The sequence below is a fragment of the Pseudomonas sp. S2_F07 genome (assembly GCF_054668325.1).
Map to the genome: position 1 here is coordinate 4422896 of NZ_CP162758.1, position 15810 is coordinate 4438705.

At 61.4% G+C, this 15810-nt stretch carries 15 protein-coding genes; 9 read left to right on the forward strand and 6 right to left on the reverse strand.

The features are described 5' to 3' along the window. Positions 1-41: 41 nt before the first annotated feature. Positions 42-1580, reverse strand: a complete 1539-nt coding sequence (locus tag AB4O40_RS20040; RefSeq protein ID WP_223541734.1) for an HDOD domain-containing protein — start codon at positions 1578-1580, stop codon at positions 42-44. Between the two features lie 167 nt (positions 1581-1747). On the opposite strand from AB4O40_RS20040, the gene motA reads away from it, so the two are divergent. After that, on the forward strand, positions 1748-2599 hold the full coding sequence (gene motA / locus AB4O40_RS20045) for a flagellar motor stator protein MotA (RefSeq protein WP_015093220.1): 852 nt from the start codon (positions 1748-1750) through the stop codon (positions 2597-2599). A gap of 161 nt (positions 2600-2760) precedes the next feature. Further along, the gene (motB, locus tag AB4O40_RS20050) at positions 2761-3807 is read left to right on the forward strand and encodes a flagellar motor protein MotB (RefSeq protein WP_460053573.1); all 1047 of its coding nucleotides are present in this window, start codon (positions 2761-2763) and stop codon (positions 3805-3807) included. 51 nt (positions 3808-3858) lie between these two features. Here the strand turns inward: motB and AB4O40_RS20055 are convergent, their stop codons facing one another. From AB4O40_RS20055 to rsgA, 4 genes are all read right to left on the reverse strand, one after another. Next, entirely contained in the window at positions 3859-4350 is a 492-nt protein-coding gene (locus tag AB4O40_RS20055) for a toll/interleukin-1 receptor domain-containing protein (RefSeq protein ID WP_460053571.1), read from the reverse strand. Next, on the reverse strand, positions 4350-5309 hold the full coding sequence (locus tag AB4O40_RS20060; RefSeq protein ID WP_409078569.1) for a caspase family protein: 960 nt from the start codon (positions 5307-5309) through the stop codon (positions 4350-4352). The genes AB4O40_RS20055 and AB4O40_RS20060 overlap by 1 nt, the downstream gene beginning before the upstream one ends. 2 nt (positions 5310-5311) lie before the next feature. After that, positions 5312-5719 carry a TIR domain-containing protein gene (locus AB4O40_RS20065; RefSeq protein WP_056725477.1) on the reverse strand — a complete coding sequence of 136 codons (408 nt, stop codon included), beginning with the start codon at positions 5717-5719 and terminating at the stop codon, positions 5312-5314. Positions 5720-5920: 201 nt separating this feature from the next. Continuing rightward, positions 5921-6952 (reverse strand): small ribosomal subunit biogenesis GTPase RsgA, encoded by a 1032-nt coding sequence (gene rsgA / locus AB4O40_RS20070; RefSeq protein WP_007978809.1) that lies wholly within the window; start codon positions 6950-6952, stop codon positions 5921-5923. A 107-nt stretch (positions 6953-7059) separates the two neighbouring features. Here rsgA and orn point away from each other — a divergent pair, with 107 nt between their 5' ends. Both orn and AB4O40_RS20080 read left to right on the forward strand, forming a co-directional pair. Continuing rightward, positions 7060-7602 carry an oligoribonuclease gene (orn, locus tag AB4O40_RS20075; protein WP_223541729.1) on the forward strand — a complete coding sequence of 181 codons (543 nt, stop codon included), beginning with the start codon at positions 7060-7062 and terminating at the stop codon, positions 7600-7602. A gap of 158 nt (positions 7603-7760) precedes the next feature. Next, entirely contained in the window at positions 7761-8372 is a 612-nt protein-coding gene (locus AB4O40_RS20080) for a trimeric intracellular cation channel family protein (RefSeq protein WP_056725470.1), read from the forward strand. Here the strand turns inward: AB4O40_RS20080 and queG are convergent. Then, positions 8354-9433: a tRNA epoxyqueuosine(34) reductase QueG gene (queG, locus tag AB4O40_RS20085; protein WP_460053568.1), complete on the reverse strand. Its 1080-nt coding sequence runs from the start codon at positions 9431-9433 to the stop codon at positions 8354-8356. The two genes, AB4O40_RS20080 and queG, sit on opposite strands and share 19 nt — an antisense overlap. 63 nt (positions 9434-9496) lie before the next feature. On the opposite strand from queG, the gene AB4O40_RS20090 reads away from it, so the two are divergent. The 5 genes from AB4O40_RS20090 to miaA are packed head-to-tail and all read left to right on the forward strand — an operon-like array spanning position 9497 to position 15763. Then, on the forward strand, positions 9497-10996 hold the full coding sequence (locus tag AB4O40_RS20090; RefSeq protein WP_460053566.1) for an NAD(P)H-hydrate dehydratase: 1500 nt from the start codon (positions 9497-9499) through the stop codon (positions 10994-10996). Continuing rightward, positions 10984-11454 carry a tRNA (adenosine(37)-N6)-threonylcarbamoyltransferase complex ATPase subunit type 1 TsaE gene (gene tsaE, locus AB4O40_RS20095; protein WP_056725465.1) on the forward strand — a complete coding sequence of 157 codons (471 nt, stop codon included), beginning with the start codon at positions 10984-10986 and terminating at the stop codon, positions 11452-11454. The genes AB4O40_RS20090 and tsaE overlap by 13 nt, the downstream gene beginning before the upstream one ends. Further along, complete coding sequence (locus AB4O40_RS20100; protein ID WP_056725463.1) at positions 11455-12885, forward strand: N-acetylmuramoyl-L-alanine amidase; 1431 nt, start codon at positions 11455-11457, stop codon at positions 12883-12885. Further along, positions 12882-14792: a DNA mismatch repair endonuclease MutL gene (gene mutL / locus AB4O40_RS20105; RefSeq protein ID WP_056725462.1), complete on the forward strand. Its 1911-nt coding sequence runs from the start codon at positions 12882-12884 to the stop codon at positions 14790-14792. Before AB4O40_RS20100 ends, mutL begins: the two co-directional genes overlap by 4 nt. After that, positions 14792-15763 (forward strand): tRNA (adenosine(37)-N6)-dimethylallyltransferase MiaA, encoded by a 972-nt coding sequence (gene miaA, locus AB4O40_RS20110; RefSeq protein WP_056725461.1) that lies wholly within the window; start codon positions 14792-14794, stop codon positions 15761-15763. The genes mutL and miaA overlap by 1 nt, the downstream gene beginning before the upstream one ends. Positions 15764-15810: the final 47 nt, after the last annotated feature.

Here is a 15810-nt window from a genome sequence, read left to right on the forward strand (position 1 = left end):
GTGAGGTCTCCAGAGCACAAAAGGGAGGATTGTAACGCAGCTTATTGGCCACGGTGGCTAAAGCTGTGCAGGGCTTTTTCGATGCACTGCGCGGTTTTGCCGAAGGCCTGTACGGAAATTTCCGAAAACGGCCCGCCGCCTTGATCCGCCACGATGATCATGATCACCCGGCCATTGTTGACCAGCGAGCGCAGCAGCAAGTGTTCACCATTGAACTGCGAACGCAGGCTGTTGGGCAGCAGGGCCGAGAATTGCGCGTTGTTGGTTGGCGTCAGTCGCACCTGGGCCTGTTGCGCGAGCAGGCGTTGCAACACGTTGCTCTGGCTGACCACGAAATTCAACCCGGCAGCCTCCTTCGGCAGGCCGGCCGTTTGGTGCACGCGCAGATTGGCGTGGGTGCGGTCGGCCATCAGGATCATCACCCGGCGCATGCCGCAGGCCACGAGGGCGTCCCGGGCGGCGATGGTCAAGTGCATGGCATTGGTGAAACGACTCGGCTCGACCAGCAGTTCGGCGCATTGCTTGCGCCACTTCGCCAGGTCTTCGGCGGTGGGTGCCGCTGCCGGCAGCAAGCCTGCGTGGACACGGTTCATGCCCCACGGCCAGATCAGCGACTCGGCGGGGTGCCAGAGGTCGGGCATGGCGTGTTGGCGTGCGCTGTTGGCGGCTTGCTGGTGCAGTTGTTGCTGCAGCTCGTCCATCGGCATTTGCAGGTAAAGGCTGGTCAGGTACTGCCAGCGCTCACTGTGGGGGCTGTCCCAGGCGTGTTGCGCCGACAGCGCCAGCCCGTTGGCCAGCAGCACGGTGTTGGCCGGTTGATTGAGCCAGCGGCGCAGGGTCGGATCGTCATCGAGGCGGTTCTGCTGGCGCAGTGGATGCTCGCTGTCACGGGCAATACGCAGGACCTTCACCAGTTCCCGCTGCTCGGTGAGCAGCAGTCGATAGCCTTGCTGCACCCAGATCGGCAGGTGCCAGACCTCCACCAGTGCCTGGCCAATCTCCAGCAGGCGTACGCCAAACAGTTGCTGTTCGACTTTGCGTGCCGATTCACCTTTATGGATGACCCGCAGCTCCCAGTCTTCGAGCAGTTTCGGATGGGTCAGCGCCAGCGGCCACAGGGGCGAAAGAAACAGCAGGCTGCCCCAGTGGATGTCCTGCCACAGGCGCGCCAGGCGACTGGCAAAAAAGCCGTTGGCCTGTTGCGTGGCGTGCTGGCTGATCATCTGCAACTGACGCAGGGCTTTGGGAATCTCGGACTGGGGTTCGGCGGGCAGGCGCGCGAGCAGTTCTTCGGTGCGTTTCAGGCCGAGGCGATTGATCGCAACTTCAAGGTTTTCCGCAGGCTCGGTCATGCCGCCGTGGGTATGCCGGTTGGCTTCGCGAATCACGCTCAAGGCCAGGGCCGGGCTGCCTTGCATGAGGTCGGCGATATCGCGCAACGAGCTGCGATTGTCGCGGATGGCCTTGCAGACCCGGTCGTGGCTGGCTTGCGGAACCGGCAGGCGCACGCCATCGAGAAGCTTGACCCAGCCTTCGAGAGTGGTCGGTTTCGGGGTTGGGGCGTTCGTTTCGTTAACCATGGTGGGAGGCGATCATCGTCAACAGTACCTGTGCCCGCAAGGGGTCAAATTAGCTTTTCGCCTGAACTGGCTATAGTCTGGCGCAGTTTTGCCGATAAGTAGAAGAAGAGATTTTTTAACTTCCGAATATGACCTTGAACCCGACTCAGTAAGTGCTCTCCTAACCTATGGCTAAAATTATCGGCATCATCGTCGTATTCGCGAGCGTGCTCGGCGGATACGTGCTTTCCCACGGCAAGATTGCCGCCCTGATCCAGCCTTTCGAGGTCATGATCATCGGCGGCGCGGCCCTCGGCGCCTTCTTGCAGGCCAACCCCGGCTATATGACGATGCACGTGCTCAAGAAGTCCCTGAGCATGTTCAGTTCGCGTTTCAACCACGCCTTCTACCTGGAAGTGCTGGGCCTGATCTACGAGATCCTCAACAAGAGCCGCCGCGAAGGCATGATGGCCATCGAAGGCGACATCGAAGATGCCGCCGCGAGCCCGATCTTCGCCAAGTACCCGACGGTGCTGAAGGACGAGCGCATGACCGCGTTCATCTGCGATTACCTGCGCATCATGTCCTCCGGCAACATGGCTCCCCACGAGCTGGAAGGCTTGTTCGACATGGAACTGTTCAGCCTCAAGGAAGACCTTGAGCATCCATCCCACGCCGTCAACGGCATCGCCGATGCCATGCCCGGTTTCGGTATCGTCGCGGCGGTACTGGGGATCGTGGTGACCATGGCTTCGTTGGGTGAGGGCGACCAGAAGTCCATCGGCCTGCACGTGGGTGCGGCACTGGTGGGTACCTTCTTCGGTATTCTCGCCGCCTACGGCTTCTTCGGCCCGCTGGCCCATTCCCTGGCCCACGATGCCAAGGAAGAGCTGAACGTCTACGAAGCCATCAAGGCCTCGCTGGTGGCTTCGGCTTCCGGCATGCCGCCATCGCTGGCCGTGGAATTCGGGCGCAAGGTCCTGTACCCGGCGCACCGTCCAAGCTTCGCCGAGCTGGAACAAGCGGTTCGCGGTCGTTAGTGCTTTGTTTCGCAAATACGTTCCTTTTTGGCGAGTGACTGTTGTTGCCAGACAAGGCGCCGCGACGAGTCATAGCCCGCTATGGCGAGGAGCGGCAACGCAGTATGGCGACAACAGGCACCGTCAAAAAGGAACAGTATTTGTGAGACAGAGCACTCTCCATGGAAAATAACCAGCCGATAATCATCAAGCGCGTCAAGCGCATCGCCGGCGGGCATCACGGGGGCGCCTGGAAAATCGCCTTCGCCGACTTCGCCACGGCGATGATGGCGTTCTTCCTGGTGTTGTGGCTGCTGTCCACCGCCACGCCGGAACAGAAGATTGCCATCGCCGGTTACTTCAAGGACCCGATCGGCTTTTCCGAAAGCGGCACGCCCTACATCATCGATCTGGGCGGCACACCGACCCTGGCGCCGGAAAACACCCTCAACCCGGAGGTGAAGTCCCAACCACAACCGGACAAGGTCACCATCGATACCGATCAGGTCGAAGGCATGGCCGAGCAGGTCGAAAAAGAGCGCCTCGAACTGTTGCTGCAAGAATTGCAGAACAAGGTCGAAGAAAACCCGCAGATGCAGAAGTTCAAGGACCAGATCCTGTTCGAGATCACTCAGGACGGCCTGCGCATCCAGATCATGGACGCGGAAAACCGCCCGATGTTCGACTCAGGCTCAGCTCGCTTGAAGCCGTATTTCGAAGACATCCTGCTGGCCATGGCCGACACCATCAAGGCGGTGCCGAACAAGATCAGCATCAGCGGCCACACCGATGCCAAGCCATACACCGGCACCGGTGATTTCGGTAACTGGGAGCTTTCGGCCAATCGTGCCAACGCCGCACGGCGTGCGCTAGTGGCGGGCAGCTATCCGGATGCTCAGGTGGCACGGGTGGTCGGCTATGCCTCGTCGGCCCTGTTCGATCGCGAGCATCCGTTCAACCCGGTGAACCGCCGTATCGACATCGTCGTACTGACGAAAAAAGCCCAGCGTGCGATCGAAGGCTCGCAAGGCGCGGAGCCTGCTCCTGATGCACCGCAAGGTTTGGCCGCTCCGGGAGCTGCACCGGCTGAGCCGGTCGATCCGAACGCGTTGCCGGCGGACAAGGAGCCTCTGCCGGCTCATGAACTGCGTGAGCGTCTGAACCTGTTCGACGACCCGGCACCGAAACCGGGCGAGCCAGCCAAACCGGCTGAACCGCCCAAACAGTGACCGATAAAAAAGCCGACAGCGATGTCGGCTTTTTTGTCGGCGTTTTCTACGTTAAAAGCCGCGGATGACTCGGGACTTGAGGTCGGCGTGAAAGCGATCCGCATTGGATTTGTTGACGCTGCGCACCGACTCGCTACCGGTCACCGAATCCAGTGACATCGAACGCTTGAGCGTCGACTCGTTGCGATAGGCATCGATAAAGAACTCGATGTCCCGGTCGCTGGTCAGCTTCGGCCACTTGTCCAGGAACAGTGGCAGCTCGGTGGGGCCGGTCTTGAACGAGCAGATGCGTCGGTTGGTGATGGTCGCCTCGCCGATTTCGAACGGCACCCACCAGGACAGCGCGGTTTTTTCCGACACTACCGCCAACAGGTGCGTGCATTCGCTGATGTTGCGGGTGATCACCCCGGTGATGTCGTCGGTGGTCTGGGATTCGGCATCCAGCACGTCGAGGTAGGTCTTGATGTTGGCCTGGATCAGGCGTGTGTTGATGTGAACCGCGTGGGCGCGGTCCATGTGGCGGTAGCTGATAAACACTGGCATCAGAAATGTCCCTTGATCGCGAGTTCGCGGTAATAGGCGCCGAGGGCGGTGAGGCGGCAGCCGGTGGCGTGGATGGCGGCGTAGTACATGTGTTCGGCGTCCACCGGTTCGACCAGGCTGTGGCGGTTGCACTTTTGCAGTTGGGCGAAGACCTCGCCCTGTTCCGGGTTGAACTCGGGTTCGGTGGGCTCAAAGCTGGGGGCGAGGGGGTACACCGACTCCGCTTCGGCAAACCATTCGGGGAGTTTGCGCAGGATCTCCTTGGGGATCAGCGGCGACACTTCGCGCAGGGAGATGAACTGCGACACGTTGGTCTTGAACACCGGACGCTGTTCCCAGGCATCGAGGGCGTTGTCGACAAACGAATAAAGGCTGCCGGGGGTGATCTTGCCCAGGATGTTCGCTGCGCCACCGTGCAGGGCCTGGAGCAACAATCCGGTGAACACACCGTGCTGCACGCCCTCCATCGCCGGTTCTTCCTTTTTGCAGGCGGTCAGGATGGTCATGCCTTCGCCGACCACGCTGCCCTCACTGCGCAAGGCGCGCAGTTCGCCGGCCGAACCGCTCTGGCAACAGTCGAGAATGATCACTTTGTTCTTGATCTTCGTGGCCTTGCTCGCCCAGTTGAGAATGTCGCTGAGGCGAATCCCGTCCTTGGCACTCTTGTAATCCTGCGGGATCAACATGCCTTCGTCGGTGTCAGTGTCGAAGCTGCCGTGGCCGGCGAAATACAGCAGCGCGACATTGCAGTCCCCGGCAAACAGCTCACGGATCTGGTCTTCGAGTTTTTCCCGACTCAGATAGTCCTCGGCGGAGGTCAGTACGATGTTCTTGAAGTTCGGATCGCCATTGGCGTCGGTCTTGAGCACGGAGGCCATGGCCATGGCGTCATTGCTGCAGCCGCTCAGGCGTGACACATGGGTGTAGTCGTTGATGCCGATAAACAGTCCCTTGCGCATGGTTACACCGCCGTATGCTGGCGGATCGCATCGATGATGCTGTTGGTGTTCCACGCACATTCGGCATGTGCCGCGTCACGTACCACCGTGGAAATGCGCTCGGCACCGAACGGCTTGATCGCAATGATCACCTTGCCCATGCGCTTGGCGATCTCGATTTCCTTGTTGATCCACTTGCTGTAGGTGGAATACATCCCGGCCATGATCAATACCGCCGAACACGGGCGGATCTTGTTTTCGATGGCCTCCTCAAGTTGTTTGTCGGTTTTCGCGCCGACAATCGGGTTGTCCGGCGGTACCGAAAAATTCTTGTACGTGAAACCGGGCTTGGCGTTGAGCAGGCGCACGAGATTGTCGTGGGCGTCGGAGTAGTTCCACGAGTGGCTGATGAACAGGTGGTAGGTTTGCATGGGTGTCCCTCGGAGTCGCTGGAGTGCGAAGAGGGTTTGAACTTAGGCGAATGCAGCGCGGCCACAAGGTGTCGGCGCGGAAAGAGAAATGCCCTACAAGCGAGCGTGCGTACGTCTTACAGAAAGGTCTGATGTTTAAGAGGGGGGGGAAGATCCAGCCGTCGGCCGCCCCGCTGAAGGCAGGGCGGTCGGCACGTCTGTTTAGTAGCCGTTTTCCGGCAGGCTGGCGATGATCGAGCGGTAGCTGTTCATCCGTTGCTGCTGCACGCGGCCGTCTTCCAGGGCCTTGAGCAGGGCGCAACCCGGTTCGCGGTCATGCTTGCAGTCACGGAAGCGGCAGGTGCCGAGGAGGTCGTTGAACTCGATGAAGCCGGCTTCGACGTCGGCACGGCTGACGTGGCCCAGACCGAATTCGCGGATACCCGGGGAGTCGATCAACTCACCGCCACCGGGGAAGTGGAACAACCGCGCGGTAGTGGTGGTGTGGGTGCCCTGGCCGGACAGTTCGGACAACGGGCCGACGCGGGTTTCGACATCCGGCAGCAGGCTGTTGACCAGCGACGACTTGCCGACGCCGGACTGGCCGACGAATACGCTGATGCGTCCGTCCAGCTGTGTCTGCAATTGCTCCATGCCGTTGCCGTGGTGCGCCGACACTTCCAGCACCGGATAGCCCAGGGTGCGGTATACGGCGAGCAAGGCGTTCAGTGCAGGAGCGTTGTTTTCGTCGATCAGGTCGAATTTGTTCAGCAGCAACAGTGGCTTGATGCCTGCATGTTCGGCCGCCACCAGGTAACGGTCGATCAGGTTGGCATGGGGCTCGGGCAGCGGTGCAAACACGATGACGATCATGTCGACGTTGGCCGCAACCGGCTTGAGCTGACCACGGCTGTCAGGACGACACAGTTCGGTGTTGCGCGGCAGTTGCGCCACGATCACGCCGATGCCCTGGTTGCCGGCACGCCAGACCACCTGATCGCCGGTCACCAGCGCCGGCAGGTTGGCGCGCAGGTGGCAACGGAACACCTGGCCGGCCAGTTCGCCATCACGGGCCTCGACTTCGACCTGCACACCGAAGTGCGCGATCACCAGACCGTGCTGTTCCGGGCCCAGATCGCCGCCCTCAAGCGCCTCGACGGCCGAGGACTCGCGTTTGGCGGCGCGGGCAGCGCGTTCGCCCTGAATCTTTTCGATGCGCCAGTTTTGACGACGATTGAGTTGGCGTTTGGCCATGGGTGTTCCGTATCAAGAATGCAGCGATTAGGTAAAACGGCCGCGAGTTTAGCACGCCCGGCCACCGGCCTAGGCTAAACTGCGCAGCATTGCCTAGGAGCCGACACATGCAAAACCCACAGAACCTGATCTGGATCGACCTGGAGATGACCGGTCTGAACCCTGACACGGACGTCATCATCGAAATGGCCACCATCGTCACCGACAGTGACCTGAACACCCTGGCCGAAGGCCCGGTGATCGCCATTCACCACAGCGACGAAATCCTCGCTGGCATGGACGAGTGGAATACTCGTCAGCACGGCGGTTCCGGGCTGACCCAGCGGGTTCGCGACAGCCGCGTCAGCATGGCCGAAGCCGAAGCCGAAACCATCGCCTTCCTGGAGAAGTGGGTGCCGAAGGGCAAGTCGCCGATCTGCGGCAACAGCATCTGCCAGGACCGTCGCTTTCTTTATACCCACATGAAATCTCTGGAAAGCTATTTCCACTACCGCAACCTCGACGTTTCCACGCTCAAAGAACTGGCTGCGCGCTGGGCACCGGATGTGCGTGACAGCTTCAAGAAGGGCAGCACCCACCTGGCGCTGGACGACATCCGCGAATCGATCGCCGAGTTGCAGCACTACCGCAAGCATTTCATCAAGTTCTGATACGGCCCACGGTCCTTATGTAGGAGCTGCCGCAGGCTGCGATCTTTTGATCTTGAACACCAAAGTCAAAAGATCGCAGCCTGCGGCAGCTCCTACAGGGGGGTTGTAGGCTTTGGTGAAGTGAGTAGACTGCGCGCCTTTTTGCAAGGATCGCCACCATGCTGCTGATGCTCTATCTGATCGCCATCACCACCGAAGCCATGACCGGCGCCCTCTCTGCCGGCCGTCGCGGCATGGACTGGTTCGGTGTGGTGCTGATCGCTTGCGTCACGGCGTTGGGGGGCGGTTCGGTACGTGATGTGCTGCTCGGGCACTATCCGCTGACCTGGGTCAAACACCCGGAATACCTGGTGCTGACCACGGCTGCCGCCATGATCACGGTGTTCACGGCGCGCTGGATGCGCCATCTGCGTTCACTTTTCCTGGTGCTCGATGCCATGGGGCTCGTAGCCTTCACCCTGATCGGCTGCATCACCGCCCTGGAAATGGGCCATGGCATGTTGGTCGCCTCCGTCAGTGGCGTGATCACCGGCGTTTTCGGCGGCATCCTGCGGGACATTTTCTGCAACGATATTCCGCTGATCTTCCGGCGTGAGCTCTATGCCAGCGTTTCGTTTGCGGCGGCGTGGTGTTACATGCTGTGTATCTACCTGCAATTACCCGATGGGCAATCGATTCTGATCACCTTGTTCGGCGGTTTTCTGCTGCGCTTGCTGGCGATTCGTTTTCATTGGGAAATGCCGAAGTTCGTCTACAACGACGAAGCCTGACGTTCAGCGTGTTGCCGCAATGCCCACTCGACATGCTCACGCACCAGTTCCGAAGGGTGCTCCCGACGAGCCTTAAGCGCCTCCAGCACCGGAATCGTTGAAGGCGCATTCCCCAGCCCCACCGCCAGGTTGCGCAACCAGTTTTCGTAACCGGTCCGGCGTAGCGGCGAGCCTTCGGTGCTGCTCAGGAATTTGTCCTCATCCCACATGAACAGTTCCGCCAGTCCGGCATTGTCCAGATTGTGCCGCGGCTTGAAGTCGCCTTCACCGGACGGGTGGGCGAAGCGGTTCCACGGGCAGACGATCTGGCAGTCATCACAGCCGAACACCCGATTGCCGATCAGTGGGCGCAGGTCTTCAGGGATCGCGCCTTTGAGTTCGATGGTCAGGTAGGAAATGCAGCGTCGGGCATCCAGCACATAGGGGCCGACGAAGGCGTTGGTCGGACAGATGTCGAGGCAGGCGCTGCACCGCCCGCAATGTTCGGTGGCGTGGGGCGGGTCGACTGGTAGTGGCAGGTCGACGAACAGCTCGGCGAGAAAAAAGTAACTGCCGGCCTTGCGATTCAAGACCAGGGTGTTTTTGCCGATCCATCCAAGACCCGCCTGTTCGGCGATGGCTTTTTCCAGCACCGGGGCACTGTCAACAAAAGCGCGGAAGCCAAATGGTCCAATCTCGGCCTGAATCTTTTCTGCCAGTTGCTGAACGCGTTTGCGGATCAGCTTGTGGTAATCGCGACCCAGGGCATAACGGGAGACGTAGGCTTTTTCCGGTTGGGCGAGCATTTTTGCCATCTGCGTGTCGCCGGACAGGTAGTCCATGCGCAGGGATACCACGCGCAACGTACCCGGCACCAGCTCTTCGGGGTGCGAGCGTTTGCTGCCGTGGGCGCCCATATAGTCCATTTCGCCGTGGTAGCCAGCTTCGAGCCAGCGTTCCAGGTGCTGCTCATGCTCGGCCAGGTCGAGGCCGCTGATGCCGACTTGCTGAAAGCCAAGCTCGCGGCCCCAGTCCTTGATGGATTGGGCGAGGGCGGGCAGGTCTGTGGTAATAGCGGGCATGAGACGAGAGAAACCGGAGCTGAGGTGCGTATAATTCTGCCAGACATCGGAGCCCGAAGACGCATGCCGCACACTAAAGATGAATTACCCGACGCGCTGTACAGTGCCGCCCAGGTGCGAGCGCTCGACGCGAGCCTGATCGCCGCCGGCACAGCGGGCTTCGAATTGATGCAGCGCGCGGCGCGGGCGACGTGGCGGGCGCTGGTGCGGCAATGGCCGACCGCGAACGAACTGAGCGTGCTGGCCGGGCATGGCAATAACGCAGGCGACGGCTACCTGGTGGCTGTGTTGGCCCAGCGTGCCGGTTGGTCGGTGCGGGTGCTGGCGGTGGGGGATCCGCAGCGCTTGCAGGGGGATGCGGCGTTGGCCCATGCCGAGGCGGTGTCCGAAAACGTGCTCATCGAGCCCTGGACGGCACAATCCGGATTGCGCGGCATCGTGCTGGATGCTTTGCTTGGCACCGGTCTGAGCGGTGACGTGCGTGATCCCTATGCCAGCGCCATCGTCGCGATCAATGCCAGCGGGCTGCCGGTTGCGGCGGTGGATATTCCGTCAGGGTTGTGTGCGGATACGGGGCGCATCCTTGGTCATGCCGTGCATGCCGACCTGACGGTCACGTTCATTGGCTTGAAGGTGGGGTTGTTCACCGGCGAGGCGGCCAATGTGGTCGGTGAGTTGGTGTTCAACGACTTGCACGCGGACCCACAGCTAATAGAAGGCGCTGCTTTCTCCGCCCGTCGCCTGACCGCTGCTAATCTGCCGCGTCCAATGGCGCGGGCACAGGCTTCCCACAAAGGTAAGTTCGGCCATGTGTTGCTGATCGGTGGCGACCGTGGGTTGGGTGGCGCGATCCTGCTGAGCGCGCAAAGTGCGCTGCGCAGCGGAGCGGGCATGGTGTCGGTGGCGACCCGCAGCGAACACGTGTCCGCCGCGCTGGCGCGGATCCCCGAGGCGATGGTGCTGGGCACTTCGTCGGCCAATCAATTGATGGGGTTGCTTCAAAAAATTTCTGTGTTGGTTGTCGGCCCGGGGCTGGGCCAGGCTGGATGGGGGCGCAGCTTGTTGTCGGCCGCTGCCAATGCACCGCTGCCGCAAGTCTGGGACGCCGATGCGCTGAACATGTTGGCCGGGGAGCGTGTGAGTTTGCCCGGTAATTGCGTGATCACTCCGCATCCGGGCGAAGCGGCACGCTTGCTTGGGGTGAGCACTGCCGACGTTCAGTCTGACCGTCCCGCCGCAGCCCATGCCTTGAGCAAAAAATATACAGCTGTCGTCATCCTGAAAGGTGCCGGCAGCCTGATCGCCCATCCCGATGGGCGTCTGGCGCTGTGTCATCAGGGGCACCCGGCCATGGCCACCGCCGGTTTGGGCGATGTGCTGGCCGGTCTGGTCGGCGCATTGCTGGCCCAGGGCATGGAGCCATTCGACGCAGCCTGCCTGGCGGTCTGGCTGCACGCCAATGCCGGGGCGCAACAAGGAAAATCGGGCCGTGGGCTGGCGGCCAGTGATCTGATCCCAGCCATTCGTCAATTGTTGGAGGAGCAAGCACCGTGTCTGAAGTAACCCTGTATCTGGCCGATGAGCTGGCCATGAGCGACTTTGGCGCACGCATTGCCCGAATCACCCAAGGCCATGGCCTGATCTTCCTTGAGGGTAACCTGGGGATGGGCAAAACCACGTTGTCCCGAGGCATCATCCGCGGTCTGGGGCATGTCGGGGCAGTCAAAAGCCCGACCTTTACCCTGGTTGAGCCCTACGAGATCGGCGACATTCGCGCCTTCCATTTCGATTTGTACCGTCTGGTCGATCCGGAAGAGCTAGAGTTCCTCGGTATCCGCGACTACTTCGAAGACGATGCCCTGTGTCTGATCGAATGGCCCGATAAAGGTGCAGGCTTTTTGCCAAAGCCTGACCTGACCATTACCATTAGCCCGCAAGACAGCGGGCGTTCGCTGAAAATTTTATCCCAGGGCTCGCGTGGCGAGGCCTGGTGTGCCGCTTTGGCATTGGAATCCAAATAGATGATGGGGTTAGGTATGCGCTTTCGCGCGTTGGTGGCTGCCGTAGGGGTGTTGTTTTTGGCGGTGACCGTCGACGCTGTGGCCGATTCGAAGGTCAACAGTGTTCGTCTGTGGCGGGCACCGGACAACACGCGACTGGTGTTTGACCTGACCGGCCCGGTGCAACACAGCGTTTTTACCCTGACGGCTCCGGATCGCCTGGTCATCGACATCAATGGCGCGACCCTCGGTGCGCCGCTCAACGTCAATACCTCGAACACCCCGATTACCGCCATGCGCTCGGCCCAGCGCACGCCGACCGACCTGCGGGTGGTCATCGACCTGAAAAAGGCCGTGACGCCGAAAAGCTTCTCCCTGGCACCGAACGCCCAGTACGGCAACCGGTTGGTGGTCGATCTGTTCGATAACGCCGCAGACGCCGCGCCTCCTCCAGCGCCGACACCGTCGGTCGCGACTGTGCCTGCCGTACCGGTCACGCCGACGGAGCCTGCTATCAAATTGCCGCCAGCCCCGGCCGGCAAGCGCGACATCATTGTGGTGATCGACGCCGGTCACGGTGGCGAAGATCCGGGGGCTTCCGGCTCCCGAGGCCAGCGCGAGAAAGACGTGGTGCTGCAGATCGCCCGCGAAACCCAACGCCAGGTCAACGGCATGAAAGGCTTCCGCGCCGAACTCACCCGTACCGGCGACTACTTCATTCCACTGCGCGGCCGTACCGAAATTGCCCGCAAGAAAGGCGCAGACCTGTTCGTCTCGATCCACGCCGACGCCGCGCCTTCTGCCGCCGCTTTCGGTGCCTCGGTGTTTGCCCTGTCTGATCGCGGCGCGACTTCCGAGACCGCCCGTTGGCTCGCCGACAGCGAAAACCGCTCCGACCTGATCGGTGGCGCCGGCAACGTCAGCCTCGATGACAAGGACCGCATGCTCGCCGGCGTACTGCTTGACCTGTCGATGACGGCATCCCTGACCTCCAGCCTGAACGTTGGCCAGAAAGTCTTGAGCAACATCGGCCGGGTGACACCGCTGCACAAGCAACGGGTCGAACAGGCCGGGTTCATGGTGCTGAAATCGCCGGACATACCGTCGATCCTGGTGGAAACCGGGTTTATCTCCAACGCCAACGAAGCCTCCAAGCTTGCCGCGTCGAGCCACCAGCAGGCGCTGGCGCGTTCAATCAGCAGCGGCGTGCGCCAGTTCTTCCAGCAGAACCCGCCACCGGGCACTTATATTGCCTGGCTGCGCGACTCCGGCAAGATTGTGCAGGGGCCGCGTGATCACCGCGTCAACCCGGGCGAGACCCTGGCGATGATCGCCGTGCGCTATCAGGTTTCGCCCGCGACCCTGCGCAGCGCCAACAACCTGTCGAACGATGAGCTCAAGATCGGTCAGCACCTGACCATTCCGGGCACTGAACTGGCGGCCAAAGAATGAATCAGGTCGTGAACAACGGCGCGCGAATCGAGCTTCTCAGCCCGCGACTGGCGAACCAGATTGCCGCGGGTGAGGTGGTCGAGCGGCCGGCTTCGGTGATCAAGGAACTGCTGGAAAACAGCCTGGATTCCGGCGCCAAGCGCATCGACGTCGATGTGGAACAGGGCGGCGTCAAGCTGCTGCGGGTGCGCGACGATGGCAGCGGCATTTCCGCCGATGACCTGCCGCTGGCCCTGGCCCGTCACGCCACCAGCAAGATCCGCAACCTGGAAGACCTCGAACAGGTCATGAGCCTGGGGTTTCGCGGCGAGGCCCTGGCATCGATCAGCTCCGTTGCGCGCCTGACCCTGACTTCCCGCACCCGCGACGCCGATCAGGCCTGGCAGGTCGAGACCGAAGGTCGTGACATGGCGCCCCGCGTGCAGCCTGCGGCCCACCCGGTGGGCACTTCGGTTGAAGTGCGCGACCTGTTCTTCAACACGCCAGCGCGGCGCAAGTTTCTCAAGACCGAAAAAACCGAATTCGATCACCTGCAAGAAGTGATCAGGCGCCTGGCCCTGGCGCGCTTCGATGTGGCGTTCCATCTGCGCCACAACGGCAAGACCATCCTCAGCCTGCACGAGGCCCATGATGATGCGGCCCGTGCCCGGCGCGTGGCGGCGATCTGCGGTCCGGGTTTCCTGGAGCAGGCATTGCCGATCGAAATCGAGCGCAACGGCCTGCATCTATGGGGGTGGGTCGGCTTGCCTACCTTCAACCGCAGCCAGGCCGACCTGCAGTATTTCTTCGTCAATGGCCGTGCGGTGCGCGACAAGCTGGTGGCCCACGCGGTACGCCAGGCCTATCGCGACGTGCTGTTCAACGGTCGGCATCCGACGTTTGTGCTGTTTTTCGAGGTCGATCCGACCGGCGTCGACGTCAACGTGCACCCGACCAAGCACGAAGTGCGCTTCCGTGAAGGGCGCATGGTTCACGATTTCCTCTACGGCACCCTGCACCGCGCCTTGGGCGATGTGCGCCCCGACGATCAACTGGCAGCGCCGGTCGCCACGGCCATCGTCCGGCCTACCGGCCTTGAAGCCGGTGAATTCGGGCCCCAGGGCGAAATGCGCCTGGCCGCCAATGCGCTGCTGGAACAGCCACAGGCTCAGCCGTCGTTCAATACGCCGGCGGGCTCGGGTTCGGGCGCGGGTTATCAGTATCAATACACGCCGCGACCGCAGTCCGGTGTGCCTGTCGCCGAAGCGCAGGCTGCCTATCGCGAATTTTTTGCGCCGCTGCCCGAGGCTAATGCCGTCGCGCTCCCGGAGGGGCAGGACGACATCCCGCCGCTGGGTTATGCACTGGCCCAACTCAAGGGCATCTACATTCTTTCGGAAAACGCCCAGGGACTGGTGCTGGTGGACATGCATGCCGCCCACGAGCGGATTATGTATGAGCGTTTGAAGGTGGCGATGGCCAGTGAGGGCCTGAGCGGCCAGCCGTTGCTGGTGCCGGAGTCCCTGGCTGTCAGTCAGCGTGAAGCCGATTGCGCCGAGGAACATGTCGCCTGGTTCCAGCGCCTGGGCTTTGAATTGCAGCGCCTGGGCCCGGAAACCCTGGCGATCCGGCAGATCCCGGCACTGCTCAAGCAGGCCGAGGCCAACCGGCTGGTCGCCGACGTCTTGGCTGATCTGATGGAATTCGGCACCAGTGACCGCATTCAGGCGCACCTGAACGAATTGCTCGGGACCATGGCCTGCCACGGCGCGGTTCGTGCGAATCGGCGCCTGGCCTTGCCGGAAATGAACGGTCTGCTGCGTGACATGGAAAACACCGAACGCAGCGGTCAATGCAACCATGGCCGACCGACCTGGACCCAACTGGGCCTGGACGATCTGGACAAACTGTTCTTGCGCGGTCGTTGATGAGCCAGTTCCCACCTGCGATTTTCCTGATGGGCCCGACCGCCGCCGGCAAGACTGACCTGGCCATCGAGCTCACAAAGGTCCTGCCTTGCGAGTTGATCAGCGTCGATTCGGCGCTGGTCTACCGTGGCATGGACATCGGCACCGCCAAGCCCTCCAAAGAGTTGCTGGCGCAATACCCGCATCGTCTGATCGACATTCTCGACCCGGCCGAGAGCTATTCGGCCGCGGATTTCCGCCGTGACGCTCTGGAAGCCATGGCCGATATCACCGCGCGCGGAAAAATTCCGCTGTTGGTGGGCGGCACGATGCTCTATTACAAGGCTTTGGTTGAAGGTCTGGCGGATATGCCGGCCGCCGATCCCGAGGTCCGCGCGCAAATCGAAGAAGAGGCTGAGCGCCTTGGCTGGCAAGCCTTGCACGACCAGTTGGCGGTCATTGACCCGGTTTCCGCGGCGCGGATTCATCCGAACGATCCGCAGCGTTTGAGTCGAGCACTGGAAGTTTATCGTGTTAGCGGTCAGAGCATGACTGCCCTGCGTTTGCAACAAAGTGCGCAAAGTACTGAAGCAGCCGCTTCGGGACACCAACAATTGCCCTATACTGTCGCGAACTTGGCCATTGCTCCGGCAAATCGTCAGGTACTTCACGAGCGAATTAAACAAAGATTCACTTTAATGTTGGAACAGGGATTCATTGACGAGGTCGTAGCCCTGCGTAATAGAGGTGACCTGCATGCCGGGATGCCGTCTATACGTGCAGTAGGCTACCGCCAGGTCTGGGACTACCTGGATGGCAAGCTGACGTCAGCCGAGATGCAGGAGCGTGGAATCATTGCCACGCGCCAATTGGCGAAACGCCAGTTCACCTGGCTGCGCAGTTGGACTGATCTGCATTGGCTGGACAGTCTGGATTGCGACAATCTGCCGCGCGCCTTGAAATACCTTGGGACCATCTCCATATTGAGCTGAGTCCTTGCAATTGCCGTCTATCCTTGGGGGTGTGGCGGCCAAAGCCA